This window comes from Ketobacter alkanivorans (assembly GCF_002863865.1).
Lineage (GTDB): Bacteria > Pseudomonadota > Gammaproteobacteria > Pseudomonadales > Ketobacteraceae > Ketobacter > Ketobacter alkanivorans.
The window spans coordinates 283,800-304,426 of sequence record NZ_CP022684.1; the positions used below are offsets into that span (position 1 = coordinate 283,800).

Here is a 20,627-nt window from a genome sequence, read left to right on the forward strand (position 1 = left end):
TTTTTCATTAACGTATTAGGTAGTCGTTGCTGTATGAAATTCATCGGATTTTGGAACAGGGTTATTGCGCTTGCCGGAAGCATCTTATGTATTGCCTCCACAAGCGTCTTGTCTGCAGAATCGCACCATCTTGGCGTAAAGCTAACGGACGAACAAAGTCGTTTGTTGAATGGTTATCATCAGCCCGCACTTGCTAACTTCGATATGAACAGTCTGTCAACGCGATCCGTTTCTGCTGTTCCCCTGATCAGTTTGACATTTACTGCTGAAACAAACCTTATGAAAGGAAACGCTTTTGAATTAGGCGCAAACTACAGTTCTTGGACGCTGAATTCAAACTCCGCTCAAATCGACGTTGTTTCGGTCGGTACCTCATTCACTTTGCATGCGCCGATTCAACAGGCGATGGACTTTTCCAAATCAATTCGCGAAAAGGTGGAGCTCTGCCCTGAAAAGCTGCTCGACAAGCTCGTGGTTGATGGCGCTGTTGCAATCAACTATAGCTGGTAGAGCGCTCTATTCCTGCGGCTTGTTTGCCACCCCATGGGGAACATGCCCCGCTGCAACGTGTTCACTTGCAGAGACGCAATGCCCTTCCTGATCATCAAAGAAAACATCCGCCCCAAACGCTTTAAGAAACGCGCCTTTATCAAGCCCGCCAAGAAACAGTGATTCGTCTATTCGAATATTCCAGTTCCTAAGTGTGCGCACAACTCGCTCATGGGCTGGTGCTGAACGCGCGGTAACTAACGCTGTGCGTATAGGGCAACTTTCTTCAGAGAACTGTGACTGCAGATTGTGTAATGCTTGTAGAAACGGCTTAAATGGGCCGCCGCGCATGGGGGTTTTCGCTGCTGCACGCTCTGAGGCTGTGAATGCCGCGAGCCCCTGTGTTTGATAAATCTGTTCGGATTCGTCAGAGAACAATACCGCGTCACCATCGAAGGCGATTTTTAACTCAGCCGCAAGATTTTTTGTTGTGGCTCTGCTTGGGGAGATAATACTGGCAGCGGCATAACCCAGATCTAGTGCAGCACGAACATCTCCGGGGTTTGTAGACAGAAACAGATGCGCACCGAATGCCTCAACATATTGATAAGGGCTTTTGCCGCCAGAAAAAGCAGCACGGGTAATCGGCAGGCCCCAATGTTCAATTGAGTTGAATACCCGCAACCCAGTATCAGCCGAGTTACGTGAAAGCAATATTACCTCTACTCCACTGTTGCTGTTCACCATATCATTGATCGCCAGAAGCTTTCTTACCAGCGGGAATGCTTCCCCAGCTTCGAGTGGCGTGTCTTCTTGCTCGATCTGATATTGACGATAGGCTTCCAGCCCTTGCTCGTTGAATATGCGATGACTTTCTGACAAATCAAACAGAGCGCTGGATGATGTTGCGATAACCAGTTTTCCGTCGAAGGTGATAGGCATTAGAGGGTTACCTCCTGGAGATGATCGATCAGTGGAAAGTAGAGGAACAATTTGGTGGGTGATGCTTCCATTGCATAAAGTGCTTGGTGATAACCTGCTAACTGCGCGCGATAATGGGCCACTTCCTGATTAATAAAAGCATCTGTATCGCCTTCGGGCTCCGATAATTTATAGTCAATTATAAATCGCGTTTCGTTTTCAATAAACGTTCGATCAATAATAATATTCTTCGAAACGGTCTGAAGAGGATTTGAACTGTCTTCACTTTGATAAATAAGTGACAGCTCGGCCTGATCCTGAGTACGGGTTTTGCCGAATAACCAACGGCCATTATCTGAAGATTGCACATTGACAATAGCCCTTGTAACGATGTCGAGGGCTGCTTCAAGGGAGGATTCCATAACTCCCATGCGAATAAGCTCCTGCCGCCAGGAATGAGCGCAGCGTTCTGGTGAGAGTGAAGCATACAGGGAGGGGTTATTGCTAAGCTGCTCAAATAGCCGATGGGTTAATATACCTGCAAGGCGTCTATGCTGCTGGCCGGTTTCTTGTTCAGATTCCCCGATAACTGAGACATCCACAGGTTGATGAATAGCTGAATGGTCGCTTTGGCCGAGCATATTTATAAAATCATCTGAGGTGATGCGGAAAGGCCTCTTCGGTGAATCCAATTCCGATAGAGTGCAGGTATGGACGTTGCTGTCAATAACATCTCGAATGGGAAACAGCAGTGCCAGAAGGCTGTTGGTTTCTGGCTTTTTGAAATCGCCATCTTTTTTTTCCACGCAGGCACTCAGGTATAGTTTGCGTTTTGCTCTTGTGCAGGCAACGTATAATAGCCGTGCGGCTTCGTTCAGCGCTCGTTGTTTCTTTAGTTTCCATAAGTAATCGTACACCGAACCAGTGGACTGCAGTGTTCTGCTTTCCAGTGGTGCCAAAAACAGTTCCTGCTCCTCACTGGCGATGGCTGTCTGCTTATCCAACAGAATGAGCGGTTTGTCGTCGCCTCTGGGCTTGCGATTAAGTTGCGGTAAAAAAACAACATCAAATTCCAGGCCTTTTGATTTGTGCATGGTCATCACTTGAACAACCCGCTGATCTTCTGGGTACACTTCGGGTGGCACAAAGAAATCGGTTAGCTTGCGCTGCAATGCGTTGAAGTCGGGCGTGTCCGCTATGGTGTTAATAGAATCAAGCAGCGCAAAAAACAGATCGATCGATTCAAGTTCTGCAGCATTGTTTGCCGTGGCGGGCAAACCAAGCCCAAGAACCAATTCTCTTAGAGATTGTTGCCAGGAATAACGATGTCGATCACCATAAGCTTTAACAAACAACCCATGCAGGTGCTGCAGCTTATGCTGTACCGGTGCCTCAAAGTGAACACTCCATTGATCAGAATTCGATAGGATCTGCAATGCCTGCCAGGGGGTAGCCGCAACGCTCGCCACACGCTGAAGATCTATCAAGGATATACCGCACCATGGGCCGCGCATTAAGGCAAACCACGCTGTTTTATCATTCGGAGAAAGATAAGCCCTGGCCACTGACATCAGATCTGTGATCATCTGGCTATGGGCCAATGATTCAATATCCACTGCCTGATAGGCGATGCCTGCGGATTTCAGTTCCGCAACGATTGGGGCGACGTGAGCTTTTCCTTTAGCGAGGATCGCGATGGAATCAGATGCATTAGTCTTGGCAATGGTATCTGCAATCCATCGAGCTTCATCTTTGGTTGCGCATGCCTTCTGCTTCTCTTCATGGCTAAAAAATTCAAGCGCAACGATATCCTCATCTTTTGCAGTACGATTTGCCTTAGACTGCGAATAAGTAACAGCGCCCTTTCGAGTATCAGCCCGGCTGGGAAATACCCGTGAGAAAACATTGTTGACCCAGGATATGATGGTTTCAGATGAGCGAAAGTTGGTCGATAAAACCAAAGGCGTAATCGGCACCTGGCCAAGCCGCTGCTGATACCAAAGCCGTATAAATAGGCCCACGTCTGCCTTCCGAAAAGCATAGATCGACTGCATAGGGTCACCCACCAAGAACAACGTGCGACCATCTCCTTGCTCCCAGCCAGCAGTCAGTTTATCCAGTAGTTCAACCTGGATGAAGGATGTGTCCTGAAATTCATCAACCAGTATATGGCTGATTCTGTTATCCAGTATTAATGTGAGGTCAGATGGGTCGTCTGCACTGCCCAATGTTGCCAATGCGGCTAACGCAATTTCGCTAAAGTCGACACGATGCTGAGATTGAAACTCCAGTTTAAGATGCGCTGCGGCGAAGCGCATAATCAGCACAAGATCTTCCAACAGTTGCCATTGAGATTCTGTGAGGGATTCGTCGGGCAAATTGATAAAATCCTGAATCGCAGTCAGTCCGGGTGATCCGCTTCTATGAATTTGCTCGATTAACGCTTTAGCACGTTCTTTGTATAATTTGTTTTCTTTCTTTTCTGCTGCGTTATCTCCGGTTGGAAAACCACCATTTTTATCCAGCCGAGAGCGTGGCTCAAGTTTTGCCGTGAGCAATAGTTTTAGCTGCTCCTTTTGGTGCTGGGCTGAGCTTGCCTTCGCTGTTAACAGCGAATGTTCAATCTGTTGCAAGCGTAGCTGGTTTTCGGCAAAGACAGCAAGGCTGTCTAATTCGGGAAAAAAATCGGGGTTAAAGGCTTCTTTGACTGCAGCGAGGGCATCTTGATTCAGGTTTCGAAGTGAATGTTCCAGCAGTAACCGGAATTGGATCATGTTCCCATGAATATTGGTAACGTCGCTGATCCAGTGATCCCGTTGTGAGAGCATTTGACTAACCAGTGAGCTGAGCTTGCTGAACTGATTGTCCAACTGCCCAAGAACCCTGCGCAATGCGCTACCTAGGTCGTCGTCTTGGTCAAGAGATGCTAATAATGCACGGCTAGCGTTCTGATAAAGTTCGCTGGCATCTTCTGCTACAGTGAATTGAACACCCAGGCCGGAACCAAGTGGTCGGTTCCGCACAATGCCATTACAGAAGCTATCAATGGTGAGCAAACGCAGTCTACTTTGATTTTGCTTCAATCCCCATGACCTTTCTACATCCCGTTGCAGCACGCTCCGACCCAGATAGTAGAACTGCTGATCGTACGCACTTTCGGGTGGCGTGGCGTGACTTGCCAGCTCGAGTGCCTCCATCACCCTCACCCGCATTTCCGCTGCGGCCTTTTTAGTAAAGGTGATAGCAAGTATTTCTTCAGGGTTGTCAACGATCGTAAGTAAACGCAGAATGCGCAGCGTCAATACGCCGGTTTTACCGGACCCTGCTGGAGCCTGTACGATGAAACTCTCACCAACATCCAGAGCCTGCTCCCGCTCTTTATGGTCATTCATCGTCATGATTGTGCTCCTTGATCCGACATACTGGCCCAAGATGGCAAAATTGACACACACTATCTGATAGGGGTGCTACACGCGCAACCCCTTGCTGATACTCGATAGCAATCGCCTCAAGGCTTAACTTCCAGGCAGAAACCTGTTCTTCCCACCCCTCCTCTGGGTTTTTCACTGTACGCAGGGCGCTGGCGCTAAACGCAGTTGTTGTGGACTGCAGGCCATGCCATTCGGCTTTGTCCGGGCGCACGATGCCAAAGTAAATGCCCGTGGTGTTGGTGGGATCCAGTAAAGCATAAAGCGGCAACTGGGGTTCCTCTGGCCGCTCACCCAACAGGGATGAGGTTGTTTTCAGCCCTGTTTTGTAATCAATAATGATACGGCTGCCATCCTCAAGCACGTCAATTCTGTCTGCCGTTAGGGAAAGCTCCAAACCGGCGAGAGAGATCTTTTGACGCTTTTCAAGTTTATCTACAACAAAATTGGATCGGCTGCTTTCTGCGCTCAGCAGCCATTGGGAAACTGCATTAAACGTTCTTTCCCGCTCTAAAGCGTAAAGAGCCTCAGGCTGTAAAAACACATCCTGCTTAAAACGAATCAGCTCTTTCTCTATTAACTCATGCAAAAACTCGCTTAACCGTAATTCGTTGGACAGCAGATGTTGTAGCGCTGAATAATTTTCCACTTGTTCCCAGAAGGCTTCTAATACCCGATGCACCAATGTGCCTCGGTCACTGGCTTTAACGCCGTCTTGTAAGTCGTCTTCTTGTTTTATACCAAGCCTATATTCTGCATAAGCTTTAAAGGGACAGAGTGACTGAGCTTTTATCAAGCCGCTGCCGCCCTTGCTATGAGTCTCGGAAAGCGGTACACCGACCTCGTCGGCCGCTACACTCAGCACGGCAGACCGGTGCTCATATAATCGTTGCTCCCGCGACTGTGCATTCAATGAGGTTGCTTGCGCGTTTGTGGCAGGCAGATCCTCCAGGAGTGGCGACAGCAGAAGTTGCGAATCCCCCTGAAATTGCCCCCAACTAAACACAACCTGCGGTGCACAACGGCGAAAGCCCTCTAAAATCGATTTTGCATACTGCAATTCACGATCAGGGCCTGATCCCGGCATATTATATTTACGCAAAGTTTGGCGGGGCAGTGCCGGGTTTGAGGTTGCGGCTTGTGGCCATTGCTGACTTTCACATTCGCACACCCATAGCCCGTCAAAATTCAGAGAGGCCGCCTCCAATACACCCATAATCTGGATGGGCGCTGTGTCTGTTTGTGGCTGGAATGTGGTGTTCTTCAGCTGGGTGAACAGCTCCTGGGTGAAATCACTGAAGCTGAGGTTGTCTAAGAAGCCCTCTAGCTCCACCATGGATTGAAGTGTTTCCTGAAGTCGCTGATTTACCTGGTAGGTTTCGCTATCCAGAGTAAACTCGCTTAGCCAACCCAACTGTTTTAAGGTTTGCTGCAGCCACTGCAACCATTGTGACACGCTTTTCTTGAATCGGACTTGGCTGAGTGATGCGTCGGCAAGCGATAACGGTGCTTCACTCTGTTCTTGGTTTTCTCCACGCCCGGAGTTAAAAGCATGCCATTGCTGCTGTACTTGCAGCCAACTTAGCTGTGGCCGGTTGTTGCTGCGCAACCAACACACGAAGCTGTCTCTGAGTTCAAACTGGCGGATACCACCTTTTACAAACGGGCTTTTGATCAGCACGGCCCATTCATTCAAGAGTAAGGCGTTATGCATCGCTCTAAGCAACAGTTGTAAATGGCTGATTATGGGGTAGCTGGATAGCGGACGCCCCGCAGTAATGTTGATAGCGTTCTGCCATGCAGCAGGGAGACTGCCGGGGTTGGCGTGGGCCAAATCGTGACAAAGCTTTTCGAGATGGCTGCGCTGTTGTTGCAGGTTGGGTATAACAATCGCAAACAGCCCCTGCGGGTTGTTATGATATTGATTGATGGCCCACAGTAATGCCTGTTTAAACTGTAATTGGTGGTCTGGCAGGCCGATAGTGTGAGCATTGAGCGGGTGAGTGGCCGCGCCAGAAAAGTGTACGGAGGCTCCGTGACGCTCAAATAATTTGCCAATGCTGAGCAACTGCGGTTCAGACAGATCATTGAACCCGTGCAGGAACACCCTGTCGTAAGACTTAAGATGGTTATGGCTTTCGCGCAAAAGCAACGCAGCCAACCCGGCAGCATCAACCCAGTTCTGTGCCTGTAATTCCGCAAGATACGCTTCGTGAGTGCATGCGAATACGCGGTTTTCCTCGGTTTCACCCTGGTTCCAGTCTTCGTTTCGTAGCTGCCAGCGGCAGGCAAGGCTGCGCGCTTGAATACAAAGCTGCACCATCCCTTCCCGATCTGTGCCCTCCTCCATGTTCCGCGCCAGGTGTTTTTGCCAGATCAACCGGCTCTGCTGTGGAGACAGCAAGCGCGGTAACGGGTTATCGCCCGTATGGATCAGTGCAAGAGCATCGTATTGCTCCAACAGCCAACTATCCACGGGCATCGCTTTCAAGCTATTCCACGCACGCTTGCCTGAGCCTAACATCAGCTCATTGCAATCCCTTTGCAGCCAGGCGGACAGGCGGCGGTTAGGTGTGAGTATGAGGTCGTTTGCCCCAATTCTTTGCAGATCAAGTGTCGTCAGCGTCACCGGTACCTTTAACCGTTAAAATGAACCGTTAATATGGGAAAACTATCAGATTTATGAAGATATTTTTCGAATTCTGATGGTGTAAGTATGCAACTGCAGCGTCGATTGGGCTAGAATCGACCCTCAGCCCATGATACCTGAAAGCTAGATTAAATAGGATTCAAAAACGATGTCACAGAATAGTGTCGACAATTTAAATGTCGCCTCACAGGAGTTGTTGATAACCCCTGGTCAATTGAAAGCCGAAATCCCCCTGACTGATAAAGCCCGCGATGTGGTTGTTAAAGGTCGTGAGGACGTGCGCAACATTCTTGACCGTAAGGATCACCGCTTGTTTGTAGTGGTAGGCCCCTGCTCTATTCATGACGTCGATGCCGCTAAAGATTATGCGCAAAGGCTGCAAAAGCTTGCGGCTGAAGTATCTGACACGATTTTGCTCATAATGCGGGTGTATTTTGAAAAGCCACGTACGACTGTTGGGTGGAAGGGCTTGATTAATGACCCTTACTTGAATGATACCTTCAAGATTCAGGATGGTCTGCACATAGCGCGTAAATTGCTGGTGGATTTGTCCGAGATCGGGCTGCCCCTTGCCACTGAGGCGCTGGATCCTATTTCACCGCAGTATCTCCAGGATTTGATCAGTTGGTCAGCCATTGGTGCGCGCACCACTGAGTCTCAAACACACCGGGAAATGTCTAGCGGCTTGTCTTCTGCTGTGGGCTTTAAGAACGGAACAGACGGCTCTATGACTGTTGCTGTGAACGCGTTGCAGTCGGTTCTCAGCCCCCATAGCTTTCTGGGTATCAATCAGGAAGGTCAGGTAGCCATCATCAACACCAAGGGAAATGCCTATGGCCATGTGGTGTTGCGCGGTGGTGGCGGCAAGCCCAATTACGATTCAGTGAGCGTCGCTCTGGCTGAGAAGGAACTTGCCAAAGAAAAGCTATCTCAGAATATTATGGTGGATTGCAGTCACGCCAACTCCAATAAAGATCCCGGCCTGCAGCCTTTGGTAATGGAAAACGTCACCAACCAGATCCTGGAAGGCAACAAGTCCATCGTTGGCTTGATGGTGGAAAGCCACATTAATTGGGGCGCGCAAAAGATCACTGAAGATCATAGCCAAATGCAATACGGCGTATCGGTAACGGATGCTTGTATCGATTGGGAAACCACTGAATCCAGTATCCGTAAGATGCGTGAAAAGCTTAAAGACGTGTTGCCCAGTCGTTAATCGCGCCGCAACATATGATAAAAAAGGCCCGTATTAAGGGCCTTTTTTATGCGTGGGCTACAAGCTTTCGAGCGTCTGCCGCTATTTAAAGTAGGCGTTGTCCGTCACGCTGTGGTCCGTTTCATCGGTGACACGCTTCAGCTGGGGGATTTTCTCCAACAGCGTCTTTTCAATACCTTCTTTCAAAGTAACATCGACCATTCCACAGCCTTGGCAGCCGCCGCCAAACTTGAGAACAGCAACCGTATCGTCTTCCACCAAGCCAATTAACTGAACGTTTCCGCCATGGGATGCCAGCTGAGGATTGATTTCACTATACAGGTAGTAGTTTATTTTTTGCTCAATGCTGGCGTCGTCATCGATCTGGGGTACTTTAGATTTGGGTGCGCGGAAGGTCAGTTGCCCCCCCATGCGATCTTTAGCATAGTCAATAACAGCATCTTCCAGAAAAGGAAGGCTTTCTGCATCGATATACGCGCTAAATCCCTCAAACGGTAATTTGGTGTCAGTAGCGTCCTCTTCTCCGCTGGCGCAGTATGCCATGCAGCACTCCGCATGGGGCGTTCCCGGTCGTTCTACAAATATACGTACACCCATCCCTTCGCTGTCTTGCTTTGCGAGCAGCCCAATCAAATACTCCTGGGCGGATGGGGTCACAGTAATTGAACTATTTGACATGGTTGAACCTTTAATTCGAGGTGCTTCTAATTCAAAGTGCATCTGTAGCATAGCGTTTTGATGATCTAAAACCAAGTACTGCGCTCGGGTATTCATGGTGCGGATGAAGAAAACCGCAGCCAACATGAAAAATAATCAACCTAACGATACCGATGCAATGTAGACATTCTGGTACACTATCGCCCTTTGAATTCCGCACATTGTATATTCTAAGAGCCTGATTTTAAGATGAAAAACCTAGAAGACCGTCTTGTAAGCCTTAATTCTGCCCTCGCTCAGCGCATCCTTATTCTGGATGGTGCCATGGGGACAATGATCCAAGCCTACCAGCTTCAGGAGCAGGACTACAGGGGCGATCGCTTCATCGAACATGGCGAAGATCTCAAGGGAAACAACGATTTACTGTCGCTCACCCGGCCAGATGTGATAGCGGCTATTCACAAAGCCTACCTGGACGTGGGTGCGGATATTATCGAAACCAACACGTTCAATTCAACTGCTGTTTCACAGGCAGACTACAACCTGGAAGAGATCGTTTACGAATTAAACAAGATCGGCGCTGAACTGGCTCGCCAGGCTTGCGATGAAAAGACTGCGGAGAATCCGGATAAGCCTCGTTTTGTTGCAGGTGTGTTAGGGCCAACCAGTCGTACTTGCTCTATCTCTCCTGACGTGAACCGCCCTGAATATCGAAATGTTACGTTTGATTTGCTGGTTGAAAATTATACAGAAGCAACTCGAGGACTGGTTGACGGTGGTGCGGACATCATCTTAATCGAAACCGTGTTCGATACCCTCAATTGCCGAGCTGCGATCTTCGCGGTGCGTCGTTTTTTCCGAGACAATGGCATAGAGCTGCCCATCATGATTTCGGGAACGATTACCGATGCCAGCGGCCGTACTCTGTCGGGGCAAACAACAGAAGCATTTTACAACTCGATCATTCACGCCAACCCTATCAGTATCGGGCTGAACTGTGCCCTGGGTGCCGAGCAGCTGCGCCCTTATATAGAGGAATTGTCCCGTGTGGCCAGTTGCCGGGTCAGCGCGCACCCGAACGCAGGTTTACCCAATGAGTTTGGTGCCTACGACCAGACCCCTGAGGAAATGGCCGAGATCGTAAAGGAGTTCGCCAGCAGTGGGTTTATCAATATTATCGGCGGGTGCTGCGGTACCTCCCCTGCCCACATTGAAGCCATTGCCAAAGCGATGGATGGTCTTGCCCCGCGCACGATTCCCAAGATCAAACCTGCGTTGCGTCTTTCCGGCCTGGAACCGTTTACGGTTGATGAGCATTCCCTGTTTGTGAATGTTGGTGAGCGCACCAATGTGACGGGGTCGGCCAAGTTTCGTCGCCTGATAAAAGAGGAGCAATTCGAAGAGGCCCTTCAGGTTGCTCGTGATCAAGTGGAAAATGGTGCCCAGATCATCGACATCAACATGGATGAAGGCATGTTGGATTCCGAGGGAGCGATGATCACCTTTCTGAACCTGATTGGCTCCGAGCCGGAAATCAGTCGTGTGCCGATCATGCTGGATTCTTCCAAGTGGGAAATCATCGAGCAAGGCCTGAAGCGAATTCAGGGCAAGGGGGTCGTGAACTCGATCAGCCTGAAAGAAGGTGAAGCCGAGTTCCTGGAAAAGGCCCGTTTATGCATGGAATATGGTGCAGCGGTTGTGGTCATGGCATTCGATGAGGTGGGCCAGGCAGATACCGTTCAACGTAAGCGTGAGATAACCAAGCGATCCTATGATCTGTTGGTTGGCATCGGGTTTCCGCCCCAGGACATAATTTTTGATCCTAACGTATTTGCGGTGGCCACCGGCATTGATGAACATAACAATTATGCTGTGGATTTCATCGAGGCCTGCGCTTATATCAAAGAGAATTTGCCCTACGCGCTCACCTCCGGCGGGATCAGTAATGTGTCGTTTTCATTTCGAGGTAACGACCCCGTACGAGAGGCCATACATACTGTGTTCCTGTATCACGCCATCAAGGCTGGCCTGACCATGGGTATCGTTAACGCAGGCCAGCTGGGAATATACGAAGACATCCCGGCCGATCTGCGCGAGCGAGTGGAAGACGTGATTCTGAATCGACGGGATGACGGAACCGATCGTTTGCTAGAGATCGCAGAACAATTCCGCGGGGAAGGCGGACAAAAAGTCAAAGAGGATGAAGCCTGGAGGGATCTGCCGGTAACCAAGCGCCTTGAGCATGCTTTGGTAAAAGGTATCACCACACACATCATTGCGGACACAGAGGAAGCGCGCCTGCAAGCCAAGCGCCCTATTGAAGTGATCGAAGGCCCATTGATGGATGGCATGAACGTGGTTGGTGACTTGTTCGGTCAGGGCAAAATGTTCTTGCCGCAAGTGGTGAAAAGCGCACGCGTGATGAAGCAGTCAGTGGCCCATCTGATTCCCTATATAGAGGCCGAAAAGGATGAGCACACCAAAGCCAAGGGCAAGATCCTGATGGCGACCGTTAAAGGTGATGTGCATGATATTGGTAAAAACATCGTAGGCGTTGTGCTGCAATGCAATAATTTCGAGGTCATAGACCTGGGTGTAATGGTGCCTTGCGATAAGATTTTGGCGGAGGCAAAAAAACACGATGTTGACATTATTGGCCTCAGTGGATTGATCACGCCATCGCTGGATGAAATGGTGCATGTGGCTAAAGAAATGCAACGGCTGGATATTAATTTACCGCTGTTAATTGGCGGTGCCACCACGTCGAAAGCACACACAGCCGTTAAAATCGACCCTCAGTTCGACAAGGCTCCTGTCGTATACGTGGCGGACGCCTCTCGGAGTGTGAATATCGCTTCTAACCTGTTGAATGAAGTCCAGCGCAATGAACTGCATGCCAAGGTAAAAGAAGAATATGAGGTCATTCGTGAGCGCAACGCTAAACGCGGTAACCGCACCAAGTTGCTTAGCTATAATGCCGCCAAGGCCAATGCACATAAAATTGACTGGGATGCATATACCCCACCCAAACCAACGTTTACCGGTGTTAAGGTCTTTCGAGATTATCCTTTACAGGAACTGGTAGATCGAATCGACTGGACGCCATTCTTCATTTCGTGGGAATTGTCAGGAAAGTATCCCAAGATTCTGGAAGATAAAGTGGTGGGAGAAGAAGCCACCAAGCTGTTTGCCGATGCGCAAGCCATGCTGCAGCAAATCATTGCAGAAAAATGGCTTAGCCCCCGAGCAGTAATAGGCTTCTGGCCTGCGCAACGTATCGGTACTGATGATGTTGCGCTATTAAATGAAGACGGCTCCGAGCTGGCAGTACTGCATCATCTGCGCCAGCAAACAGATAAAGCCAACGATAGCCCCAACTTTTGCCTGGCAGACTACGTAGCGCCCGCTGGCAGCAAGCGTGACTATGTCGGCGGCTTTGTTGTGACCGCAGGGCACGGTGTCGAGGAGAAAGTAGCTGAGTTTGAAGCCAACCATGATGATTACAACGCCATTTTGTTGAAATCTCTGGCTGATCGCCTGGCAGAAGCATTAGCCGAGCGTATGCACGAACGGGTTCGTAAAGAATTTTGGGGCTACGCCAACGACGAGCAGCTCAGTAATGACCAATTGATTAAAGAGCAATATAAAGGCATCCGCCCCGCGCCTGGCTACCCTGCCTGCCCGGATCATACTGAAAAGGAAACTTTATTTAACCTGCTGGACGCAACCGAAAATACCGATGTCACCCTTACTGAACATTTTGCCATGTTCCCAACGGCAGCAGTCAGTGGTTGGTATTTTTCTTACCCGGACTCCCGCTACTATGCAGTAGGCAAAATCAATCGAGATCAGGTGGAAGACTATGCCGATCGCAAGGGTATGACGTTAGCAGAAGCTGAGCGTTGGCTAAGCCCCAATCTTGGGTATGAGCCATAAAGATCGTGACGCAATATTGGCCAACAGGGGCGCGCCTGCAGCAAATAATGGTGCTGGCGCTGCCCATTATGGCCGGTATGCTATCCCAAAGCATTCTGAATATCGTCGATACGTGGATGGTGTCCAGTTTAGGCAGTGATGCTTTGGCCGCCGTGGGCATGGCCAGTAACACCAACTACCTGGCTTCCGCTGCTGTGATTGGCTTGGGCGCAGGGGTGCAGGCTATGGTGGCGCGCCGCCGCGGTGAAAACAACGAAACCGCCATGGCCCTGCCCCTGAATGCAGGCTTGAGCATTGCATTGTTGATGGCGTTGCCTTTGTTCCTGGTGTTTTACCTCGGCGCAGCTCCTCTTATGGCATTCCTGATTGATGATCCGTTGGTCGCGCCGATTGCTGCAGATTATTTTGGCATCCGCATTGTTGGGATCTTCGCACTGGGCATGAATTTCAGCTTTCGCGGCTACTGGAATGGCGTCAATCGCTCTACGGTATATATGCGTACCTTGATCGTAATGCATGTCTGCAATGTGGTGCTCAGTTACGGCTTCATATTTGGCGCTTTCGGCTTTCCCGAACTTGGCGTTTACGGTGCCGGCCTCGGTACATCGTTGGCACTTTATATTGCCAGCGTTCTCTATTTAATACAGTGTTGGATGTACTCAAGAGGGCATGGGTTTCTGGCCGTTATGCCGCGCTGGCCACAGATTCGTGACACCTTGAAATTGGCGCTGCCCAACTCCATCCAACAGGTGTTTTTCGCCGGCGGCCTTACCATGCTGTTTTGGATCATTGCCCGGGTAGGCACTCCAGAGCTGGCCGTTGGCCACGTATTGATCACCATCATCTTGTTTCTGATTCTGCCCTCAATGGGACTGGGAATGGCAGCCACCTCCCTTGTGAGTCAGGCTCTAGGGCGTGGCGATGCAGAAGATGCTCATCGCTGGGGCGTTAACATAACTCTTTTAGGCATGGTACTGCTATGGGTGATTGCTCTGCCCTTGGTTGTGGTGCCCGATTTGATTTTGAGCACTTTTTTCCATGAGCCCGAATTGATCGATTTGGCCAGAGCCCCCCTACAGATTACCGGGTTGTTTATTGGCCTGGACGCCTGCGGCATTATCCTTTCTCAGGCACTGCTGGGTGCGGGTGCCAGTAGCGCTGTAATGAAAATCAGTATCATTCTTCAATGGGCGTTCTTTATACCGGCAGCATTCATTGTGGGTCCGGTTCTGGGATACGGGTTGCTTGGAATTTGGCTGTTTCAATTGATTCAGAGGTTGCTGCAGGCCATTATAATGGCCAGGCAGTGGAAGTCGCGGACCTGGGCGACCATCAAGATATAGGATATCTGGAGGGTTAAATGACTGAAAAACCTGACAATAGTACTGGCGCGCCAGATAGCAATAGCGCCGACCGAGGCTTTTGGGGGTTGGTGCAGAGTACGCTGGCCGCAATTTTTGGCATTCAGAGCGATAAAAACCGCCAACAAGACTTTAAGAAAGGTGATGCCTCTCAGTTTATCACCATGGGCATCATTGCCGTTGTTGGCATTGTGATCACCATGATCGTAGTGGTGAATAGTGTCCTGGATTCCGCTGCCAAATGACCCGCAGATTGCTTGCGGGTAATGCTCGTTATTCATAAATCGATATATTGATATTTCAAAATATTCCTTTTATGAATAAAGCCATACTGGTAACCTGCACGCCTCAAAATCCCATGACCCCTGTTTAATTCGGCTTAAGCCATATTTTTCATGTGGTTACGCACCGTCAAACGCAGTAAACGAACTTAGTTATGTACGCATATACAGAATACGATCAGCAGTTGCTGAAAGAACGGGTTGCCCAGTATCGCAATCAAACCGAACGTTATCTCGGCGGCAAGCTGTCCGATGAAGAGTTTCTGGCCTTGAGGCTGCAGAACGGCTTGTACGTACAGCGCCACGCGCCAATGTTGCGGGTTGCTATTCCCTACGGCATGCTGAACAGTGCTCAGGTTCGGGTTCTGGCTGAAATCTCCCGTGATTTCGATAAGGGCTATGCACATTTCAGCACCCGACAGAACATCCAGTACAACTGGCCTGCTTTGGAGCTGGTTCCAGACATTCTGGATAAACTGGCGTCGGTGCAAATGCACGCCATTCAAACCAGTGGCAACTGCATTCGCAACGTAACCACAGATCAGTTCGCCGGTGTGGCTACGGACGAGATCGAAGATCCTCGCCCTTACTGCGAAATCATTCGTCAGTGGAGCACATTCCACCCTGAGTTTGCCTACCTGCCTCGCAAGTTCAAAATTGCCGTGAACGCCGCCGAATCCGATCGCGCCGCTATCAAGTTCCATGATATTGGAGTTGAGATCGTGCGCGATGCCGCAGGCAACACCGCTTTTGATATATGGGTTGGTGGTGGTTTGGGTCGTACACCGATTGTGGCAGAAAAAATCATCAGTGCCCTGCCCCGCAAATATCTGCTCTCCTACTTGGAGGCTGTGTTGCGGGTTTATAACCGTTATGGTCGCCGTGACAACAAATACAAAGCCCGTATCAAAATTTTAGTGAAAGCACTCGGCGTAGATGCATTCCGTGAAAAAGTTGATGCTGAGTGGCAGCAAATGAAAGATTCAGAAATGGATCTTCCGGACGCTGAAATCGAACGCATGAAAGGGTTCTTCCCTGCCCCGGCCTATCAATCTCTGGCAGATAACCCTGCAGAAATGGTGGAAGCCAGAGCAGAAAATCTAGGATTCGACGCCTGGATCAAGCGCAACTGCACCGCACACAAGCAGTCGGGTTATATGGCCGTGACCCTATCGCTGAAGGCAACCTCCATTGCCCCCGGTGATGTGACAACTGAAGAGCTATCCGCCATCGCTGACTTGGCTGATCAATTCAGCTTCGGTGAAATACGCAGCACCCACAAGCAGAACGTGGTATTGGCCGATGTGCGACAGGATCAGTTGTTTGATCTTTGGCAACAATTGAAAGCACTTGGCTTCGCAACCGCTAACATCGGCTGCCTGACTGACGTAATCTGTTGCCCAGGTGGTGACTTCTGCTCATTGGCAAATGCCAAGTCGATTCCTATTGCAGAGCAGATCCAGCGTCGTTTTGACGATTTGGATTATCTCTATGACTTGGGTGAGATCGAGCTGAACATCTCTGGCTGTATGAACGCCTGTGGTCATCATCATATTGGCAACATAGGCATCCTGGGTGTGGACAAGAAAGGTGAAGAATACTACCAGGTATCATTGGGTGGTAATTCCGGGCGCGACGCCAAGATCGGTAAAATCGTCGGCCCTTCATTCTTCGAGAACGATATTGCCGACGTTATTACCAAAATAATTGACGTTTATGTCGAGAAACGTATCGAGGGTGAGTCTTTCCAATCTACTTATGAGCGGGTCGGAATGGCTCCATTCAAGGAGCGTGTCTATGCCGCGTAAAATCATCAAAGATCGAGAGATTGTTGAAGATACTTATACTCTGGTGACCGAAGCTGGTCAGTTACCCGATGTTGGCGATGCACTTATTGACGCAGCCATATGGGAAGAGCTTCAACCTCAGTTGGCAGGCCGCACTGGCAAGATTGGCATAAAAGTTACAGGCGATACTGAAATCGATCAGTTGCCCGCCAATGTGCAAGAGCTGGATCTTATTGCCATTGAGTTTCCAGTGTTCCGCGATGGTCGTGGCTATTCACTGGCTCGCATCATCCGTGAGCGCTTGGGCTATGGCGGTGAGCTACGGGCCTGCGGTGATGTATTGCGGGATCAGCTGTTCTATCTGCAGCGCTGTGGCTTCAGTAGCTTTGAGACGCGAGAAGATCGCTGCATCGAGGACGCACTGAACGGATTAACCGACTTCACCGTGACGTATCAGGCTGATGCATTCGAGAAGCGCCCTATTTACCAGCGACGTTCATGATGTCGAGTGTTCGAAAGCAGTGTTAAAATGAGAAGCCGCCAATTGTGCGGCTTTTCTTTTGGGAGAAAACCGACAACAGTATGGTCTTAGATCGTATCTGAATTGTGGAGACAGATAATGCATGAACAAGTAAAAGACTATTATGGCAAGACCCTTCAAAGCAGCGACGATCTGCAGACCAGCGCATGTTGTACCGACAGCGATCTGCCTGATTATCTGAAGCCCATACTGTCAAAAATCCACGATGAAGTGATGACCCGTTATTACGGCTGCGGCCTGATTGCTCCCGATGTATTGGAGGGTATGAAAATCCTCGATTTGGGCAGCGGCTCTGGCCGTGATTGTTATGCATTGTCTGCCCTAGTAGGCGAAGACGGTTTTGTGGTGGGCGTTGATATGACCGACGAGCAGCTCGCCGTGGCAGATGCCCACAAGGAATACCATGCACAGCAGTTTGGTTTTAAGCAACCTAACGTGCGTTTTCTAAAAGGCTATATTGAAAAACTGGATGAACTTGATCTGCCAGATGCTTCATTCGACATCATCATATCCAATTGCGTGATTAACCTGTCTCCTGACAAAGAGGCAGTACTGAAGCAGGCTCATCGTCTGTTGAAACCCGGCGGCGAAATGTACTTTTCGGACGTTTACTCCAATAAACGGGTTCCTGAACATTTGGTGTCTGATCCACTGCTGTATGGCGAATGCCTCAGCGGTGCATTGTATTGGAATGACTTCGTTAACCTGGCCAAGCGCTGCGGATTTGCCGATCCGCGCTTGGTGGAAGATCGACCTCTTACCATTGATAACCCGGCAATTGAACAACGTATCGGCCATATTGAATTTTTCAGTGCTACCTACAGACTGTTCAAAATTGAACAGCTGGAACCGGCTTGTGAAGATTATGGCCAGGCGGTTATTTATAAAGGCTCCATCCCGCATCAACCCAATCACTTTGTGCTGGATAAGCACCACTTTATTGAAACCGGCAAGGTGTTCCCGGTTTGTGGTAATACCTATCGCATGCTGAATGACACTCGCTTCAGCGCACATTTTGAGTTCATCGGTAACTGGGATAATCACTATGGTATTTTCGAAGGTTGCGGCACCTCTCTTCCCTTCGATCAGTACGTAGTGGAATCCAGCGGCGGAGGTTGTTGCTAAAAATGACGCCCCTCAGCTAATTCAATTTGCTAAACTGATAGAAATGTCTGGGGGTTGTTTCCATGGGTTCTGAGTCCATCGTTTTTTCGATATTCCTGATTTTCAGTGGCGCTGCGGTGATTTCTTCCTTCGCCTTGCTCACACGGCAACCCTTGATTGTTGGCTACATTGTGCTGGGTGGGTTGTTTGGCCCTTTCGGCCTGGATTTGGTGTCTGACAGTAAAATTCTCGAGCAGATCAGCCACATTGGCATCATATTCCTGCTGTTTCTATTGGGGCTGGATCTACAGCCCAGAAACTTTGGTAAGTTGATTGGTCGCAGTGCATTTGTCACCATCACCAGTGGGGTGATTCTATGCGTACTGGGCACGCTGATCTGTCGGCAGTTTCAATTCAGCTGGCTTGAATCCGGGTTGATTGGCATATCCCTCATGTTCTCCAGTACCATTATTGGTATTAAGCTGCTGCCCACCACCATGCTGCATCATAAGCATACCGGTGAGGTGTTGATCGCGATCTTGTTGATACAGGATATTCTCGCCATCATTACCTTGATATTGCTTTCTGGTACTGACCATATTGGTGACGTTGGCGCATGGCTTGGGGTTGGGATATCGTTACCCGGGTTATTGATTGGTGCTCGCTATACCGTACGCTGGATCATATTGCCGCTACTGACCAGGTTCGATCGTTTCCACGAATATATTTTTCTGTTGGCCATCGGCTGGTGCCTTGGGGTGGCGGAACTGGCTCAAGCCTTGGGTTTATCACTGGAAATCGGAGCCTTTATTGCGGGAATCAGCCTTGCTAACAGTCCGATTGCGCAATACATCGCCACTAACCTGAAGCCATTGCGTGATTTTTTCCTGATATTATTCTTCTTCTCCATCGGCGCTGGGTTCAATTTAGGGCTAATCGAACAGATTTGGCTGCCCAGTATCCTGATCACTGCGCTGGTATTGGTGTTGAAGCCGGTGCTGCACGCCAAATTACTGAGTGTGACAGGGGAATCGAAGTCTCTTTCCTGGGAGGCAGGTTTCAGGCTAGGTCAAACCAGCGAATTCTCTTTGTTGATTGCCTTTATCGCCAGTGCGCAGGGTTTGATCGGGGTGGTAGCAGCTCATGTGATTCAAGCTACCGCCATTCTGACATTTTTGATATCCACTTATATTGTGGTGTTCCGCTTTCCCACACCCATCGCTATATCCGACCGGTTGCGCAGAGACTAGATTTTTACCAGATAGCGCCCGGTATGCTGGCCTTTTAGCACCTGGGCGATGGCCTCGGGTAGTTGTTCCAGGCCGATTGTCTGGGTGGTTTTCTGCTTGAATTCGCCAAAGTTCGGGAACAGCCATTGCTTACCGATCATGTTCCAGATGTCTTGTTTAACGTCCAGGGGTAACTCCACTGAATCAACACCCAGCAGATTCACGCCTCGCAGTATGAAAGGAAATACGCTGGTGTTCAGATCATTACCGGCAACCATGCCGCAGCATGCTACGCTGCCACCGTACTGGATCGATTTGAGCAGGTTACCCAACACTGCGCCCCCCACCGTATCAACGGCAGCGGCCCATTGGGGTTTGTTCATGGGGCGATTAGCGTTTTCCAAAAGGGTTTCACGCTGCACAACGCTGCTGGCACCAGCGGCTTTCAGCAGCTCTTCGTGACCAGTCTTGCCAGTGCTGGCAACTACCGTAAATCCAAGGTTGTGCAACAACCACACCGCAATGATACCAACACCACCGGTGGCACCTGTCACCAGGACTGGCCCCTGCTCCGGCGAAATTCCCACTTGCAGTAATGTGTCCACGCTCATGGCTGCGGTAAACCCTGCGGTACCAAAGGCCATGGCGTTTTCTGCGCTAAGGTTATCAGGGCGATAAACCACCCAGTTGGCAGGCACCCGAATCCGACCTGCAAAACCGCCAGAAGTGTTCATCCCCAGGTCGTATCCTGTGACGATAACGGCATCACCGGGTTTATAGTGTGAGTCGGTGGAAGACACTACCGTTCCCGCTGCATCAATACCGGGTACATGAGGGTATTTTCTGGTAACGCCACGGTTGCCAGAGGCAGACAACGCGTCTTTATAGTTCAATGACGAATATTCAACATCTATTACTACATCCCCAGCAGGCAGCTCTTCTGTTTTACGCTCAACAATAGAATGATCGAAGCCTGAATCGGATTCGGTAACCAGAAATGCTTTGAATGTGTTCGTCATTTGAATCT

Annotated in this window: 14 protein-coding genes; 9 read left to right on the forward strand and 5 right to left on the reverse strand. The window is 49.7% G+C overall.

The genetic code is table 11. The features are described from left to right. Nucleotides 1-33: 33 nt before the first annotated feature. A complete protein-coding gene (locus tag Kalk_RS01305; RefSeq protein ID WP_101892492.1) occupies nt 34-510 on the forward strand; it encodes a hypothetical protein in 477 nt (158 codons plus the stop codon). A gap of 6 nt (nt 511-516) precedes the next feature. Here the strand turns inward: Kalk_RS01305 and Kalk_RS01310 are convergent, their stop codons facing one another. Genes Kalk_RS01310 through Kalk_RS01320 form a run of 3 tightly spaced genes read right to left on the reverse strand, consistent with a single transcriptional unit; the run spans nt 517 to nt 7,467 of the window. Then, a complete protein-coding gene (locus Kalk_RS01310; RefSeq protein WP_101892493.1) occupies nt 517-1,431 on the reverse strand; it encodes a 5'-nucleotidase in 915 nt (304 codons plus the stop codon). Next, a complete protein-coding gene (locus Kalk_RS01315; RefSeq protein WP_101892494.1) occupies nt 1,431-4,808 on the reverse strand; it encodes a UvrD-helicase domain-containing protein in 3,378 nt (1,125 codons plus the stop codon). Before Kalk_RS01315 ends, Kalk_RS01310 begins: the two co-directional genes overlap by 1 nt. Next, on the reverse strand, nt 4,795-7,467 hold the full coding sequence (locus Kalk_RS01320) for a PD-(D/E)XK nuclease family protein (protein WP_101892495.1): 2,673 nt from the start codon (nt 7,465-7,467) through the stop codon (nt 4,795-4,797). Before Kalk_RS01320 ends, Kalk_RS01315 begins: the two co-directional genes overlap by 14 nt. A gap of 169 nt (nt 7,468-7,636) precedes the next feature. Here Kalk_RS01320 and Kalk_RS01325 point away from each other — a divergent pair, with 169 nt between their 5' ends. Beyond that, entirely contained in the window at nt 7,637-8,704 is a 1,068-nt protein-coding gene (locus Kalk_RS01325; protein WP_101892496.1) for a 3-deoxy-7-phosphoheptulonate synthase, read from the forward strand. An 81-nt stretch (nt 8,705-8,785) separates the two neighbouring features. On the opposite strand, the gene nfuA is transcribed toward Kalk_RS01325, so the two are convergent. After that, the gene (gene nfuA / locus Kalk_RS01330) at nt 8,786-9,382 is read right to left on the reverse strand and encodes a Fe-S biogenesis protein NfuA (RefSeq protein ID WP_101896164.1); all 597 of its coding nucleotides are present in this window, start codon (nt 9,380-9,382) and stop codon (nt 8,786-8,788) included. Nucleotides 9,383-9,610: 228 nt separating this feature from the next. On the opposite strand from nfuA, the gene metH reads away from it, so the two are divergent. The 7 genes from metH (at nt 9,611) to Kalk_RS01365 (ending at nt 19,621) form a co-directional block, all read left to right on the forward strand. Next, on the forward strand, nt 9,611-13,297 hold the full coding sequence (gene metH, locus Kalk_RS01335; protein WP_101892497.1) for a methionine synthase: 3,687 nt from the start codon (nt 9,611-9,613) through the stop codon (nt 13,295-13,297). A gap of 5 nt (nt 13,298-13,302) precedes the next feature. Further along, nucleotides 13,303-14,640 (forward strand): MATE family efflux transporter, encoded by a 1,338-nt coding sequence (locus Kalk_RS01340; RefSeq protein WP_233716779.1) that lies wholly within the window; start codon nt 13,303-13,305, stop codon nt 14,638-14,640. Between the two features lie 17 nt (nt 14,641-14,657). Next, entirely contained in the window at nt 14,658-14,903 is a 246-nt protein-coding gene (locus Kalk_RS01345) for a DUF2970 domain-containing protein (RefSeq protein ID WP_101892499.1), read from the forward strand. Between the two features lie 191 nt (nt 14,904-15,094). After that, nucleotides 15,095-16,747, forward strand: coding sequence for a nitrite/sulfite reductase (locus tag Kalk_RS01350; protein ID WP_101892500.1), 1,653 nt, complete (start codon nt 15,095-15,097; stop codon nt 16,745-16,747). Continuing rightward, complete coding sequence (locus tag Kalk_RS01355; RefSeq protein WP_101892501.1) at nt 16,737-17,228, forward strand: DUF934 domain-containing protein; 492 nt, start codon at nt 16,737-16,739, stop codon at nt 17,226-17,228. Before Kalk_RS01350 ends, Kalk_RS01355 begins: the two co-directional genes overlap by 11 nt. Nucleotides 17,229-17,345: 117 nt before the next feature. Continuing rightward, nucleotides 17,346-18,392 (forward strand): methyltransferase domain-containing protein, encoded by a 1,047-nt coding sequence (locus Kalk_RS01360; protein WP_101892502.1) that lies wholly within the window; start codon nt 17,346-17,348, stop codon nt 18,390-18,392. 62 nt (nt 18,393-18,454) lie between these two features. After that, nucleotides 18,455-19,621 carry a cation:proton antiporter gene (locus Kalk_RS01365; protein WP_101892503.1) on the forward strand — a complete coding sequence of 389 codons (1,167 nt, stop codon included), beginning with the start codon at nt 18,455-18,457 and terminating at the stop codon, nt 19,619-19,621. On the opposite strand, the gene Kalk_RS01370 is transcribed toward Kalk_RS01365, so the two are convergent. Next, nucleotides 19,618-20,619, reverse strand: a complete 1,002-nt coding sequence (locus Kalk_RS01370) for a YhdH/YhfP family quinone oxidoreductase (protein WP_101892504.1) — start codon at nt 20,617-20,619, stop codon at nt 19,618-19,620. The genes Kalk_RS01365 and Kalk_RS01370 overlap by 4 nt on opposite strands. Nucleotides 20,620-20,627: the final 8 nt, after the last annotated feature.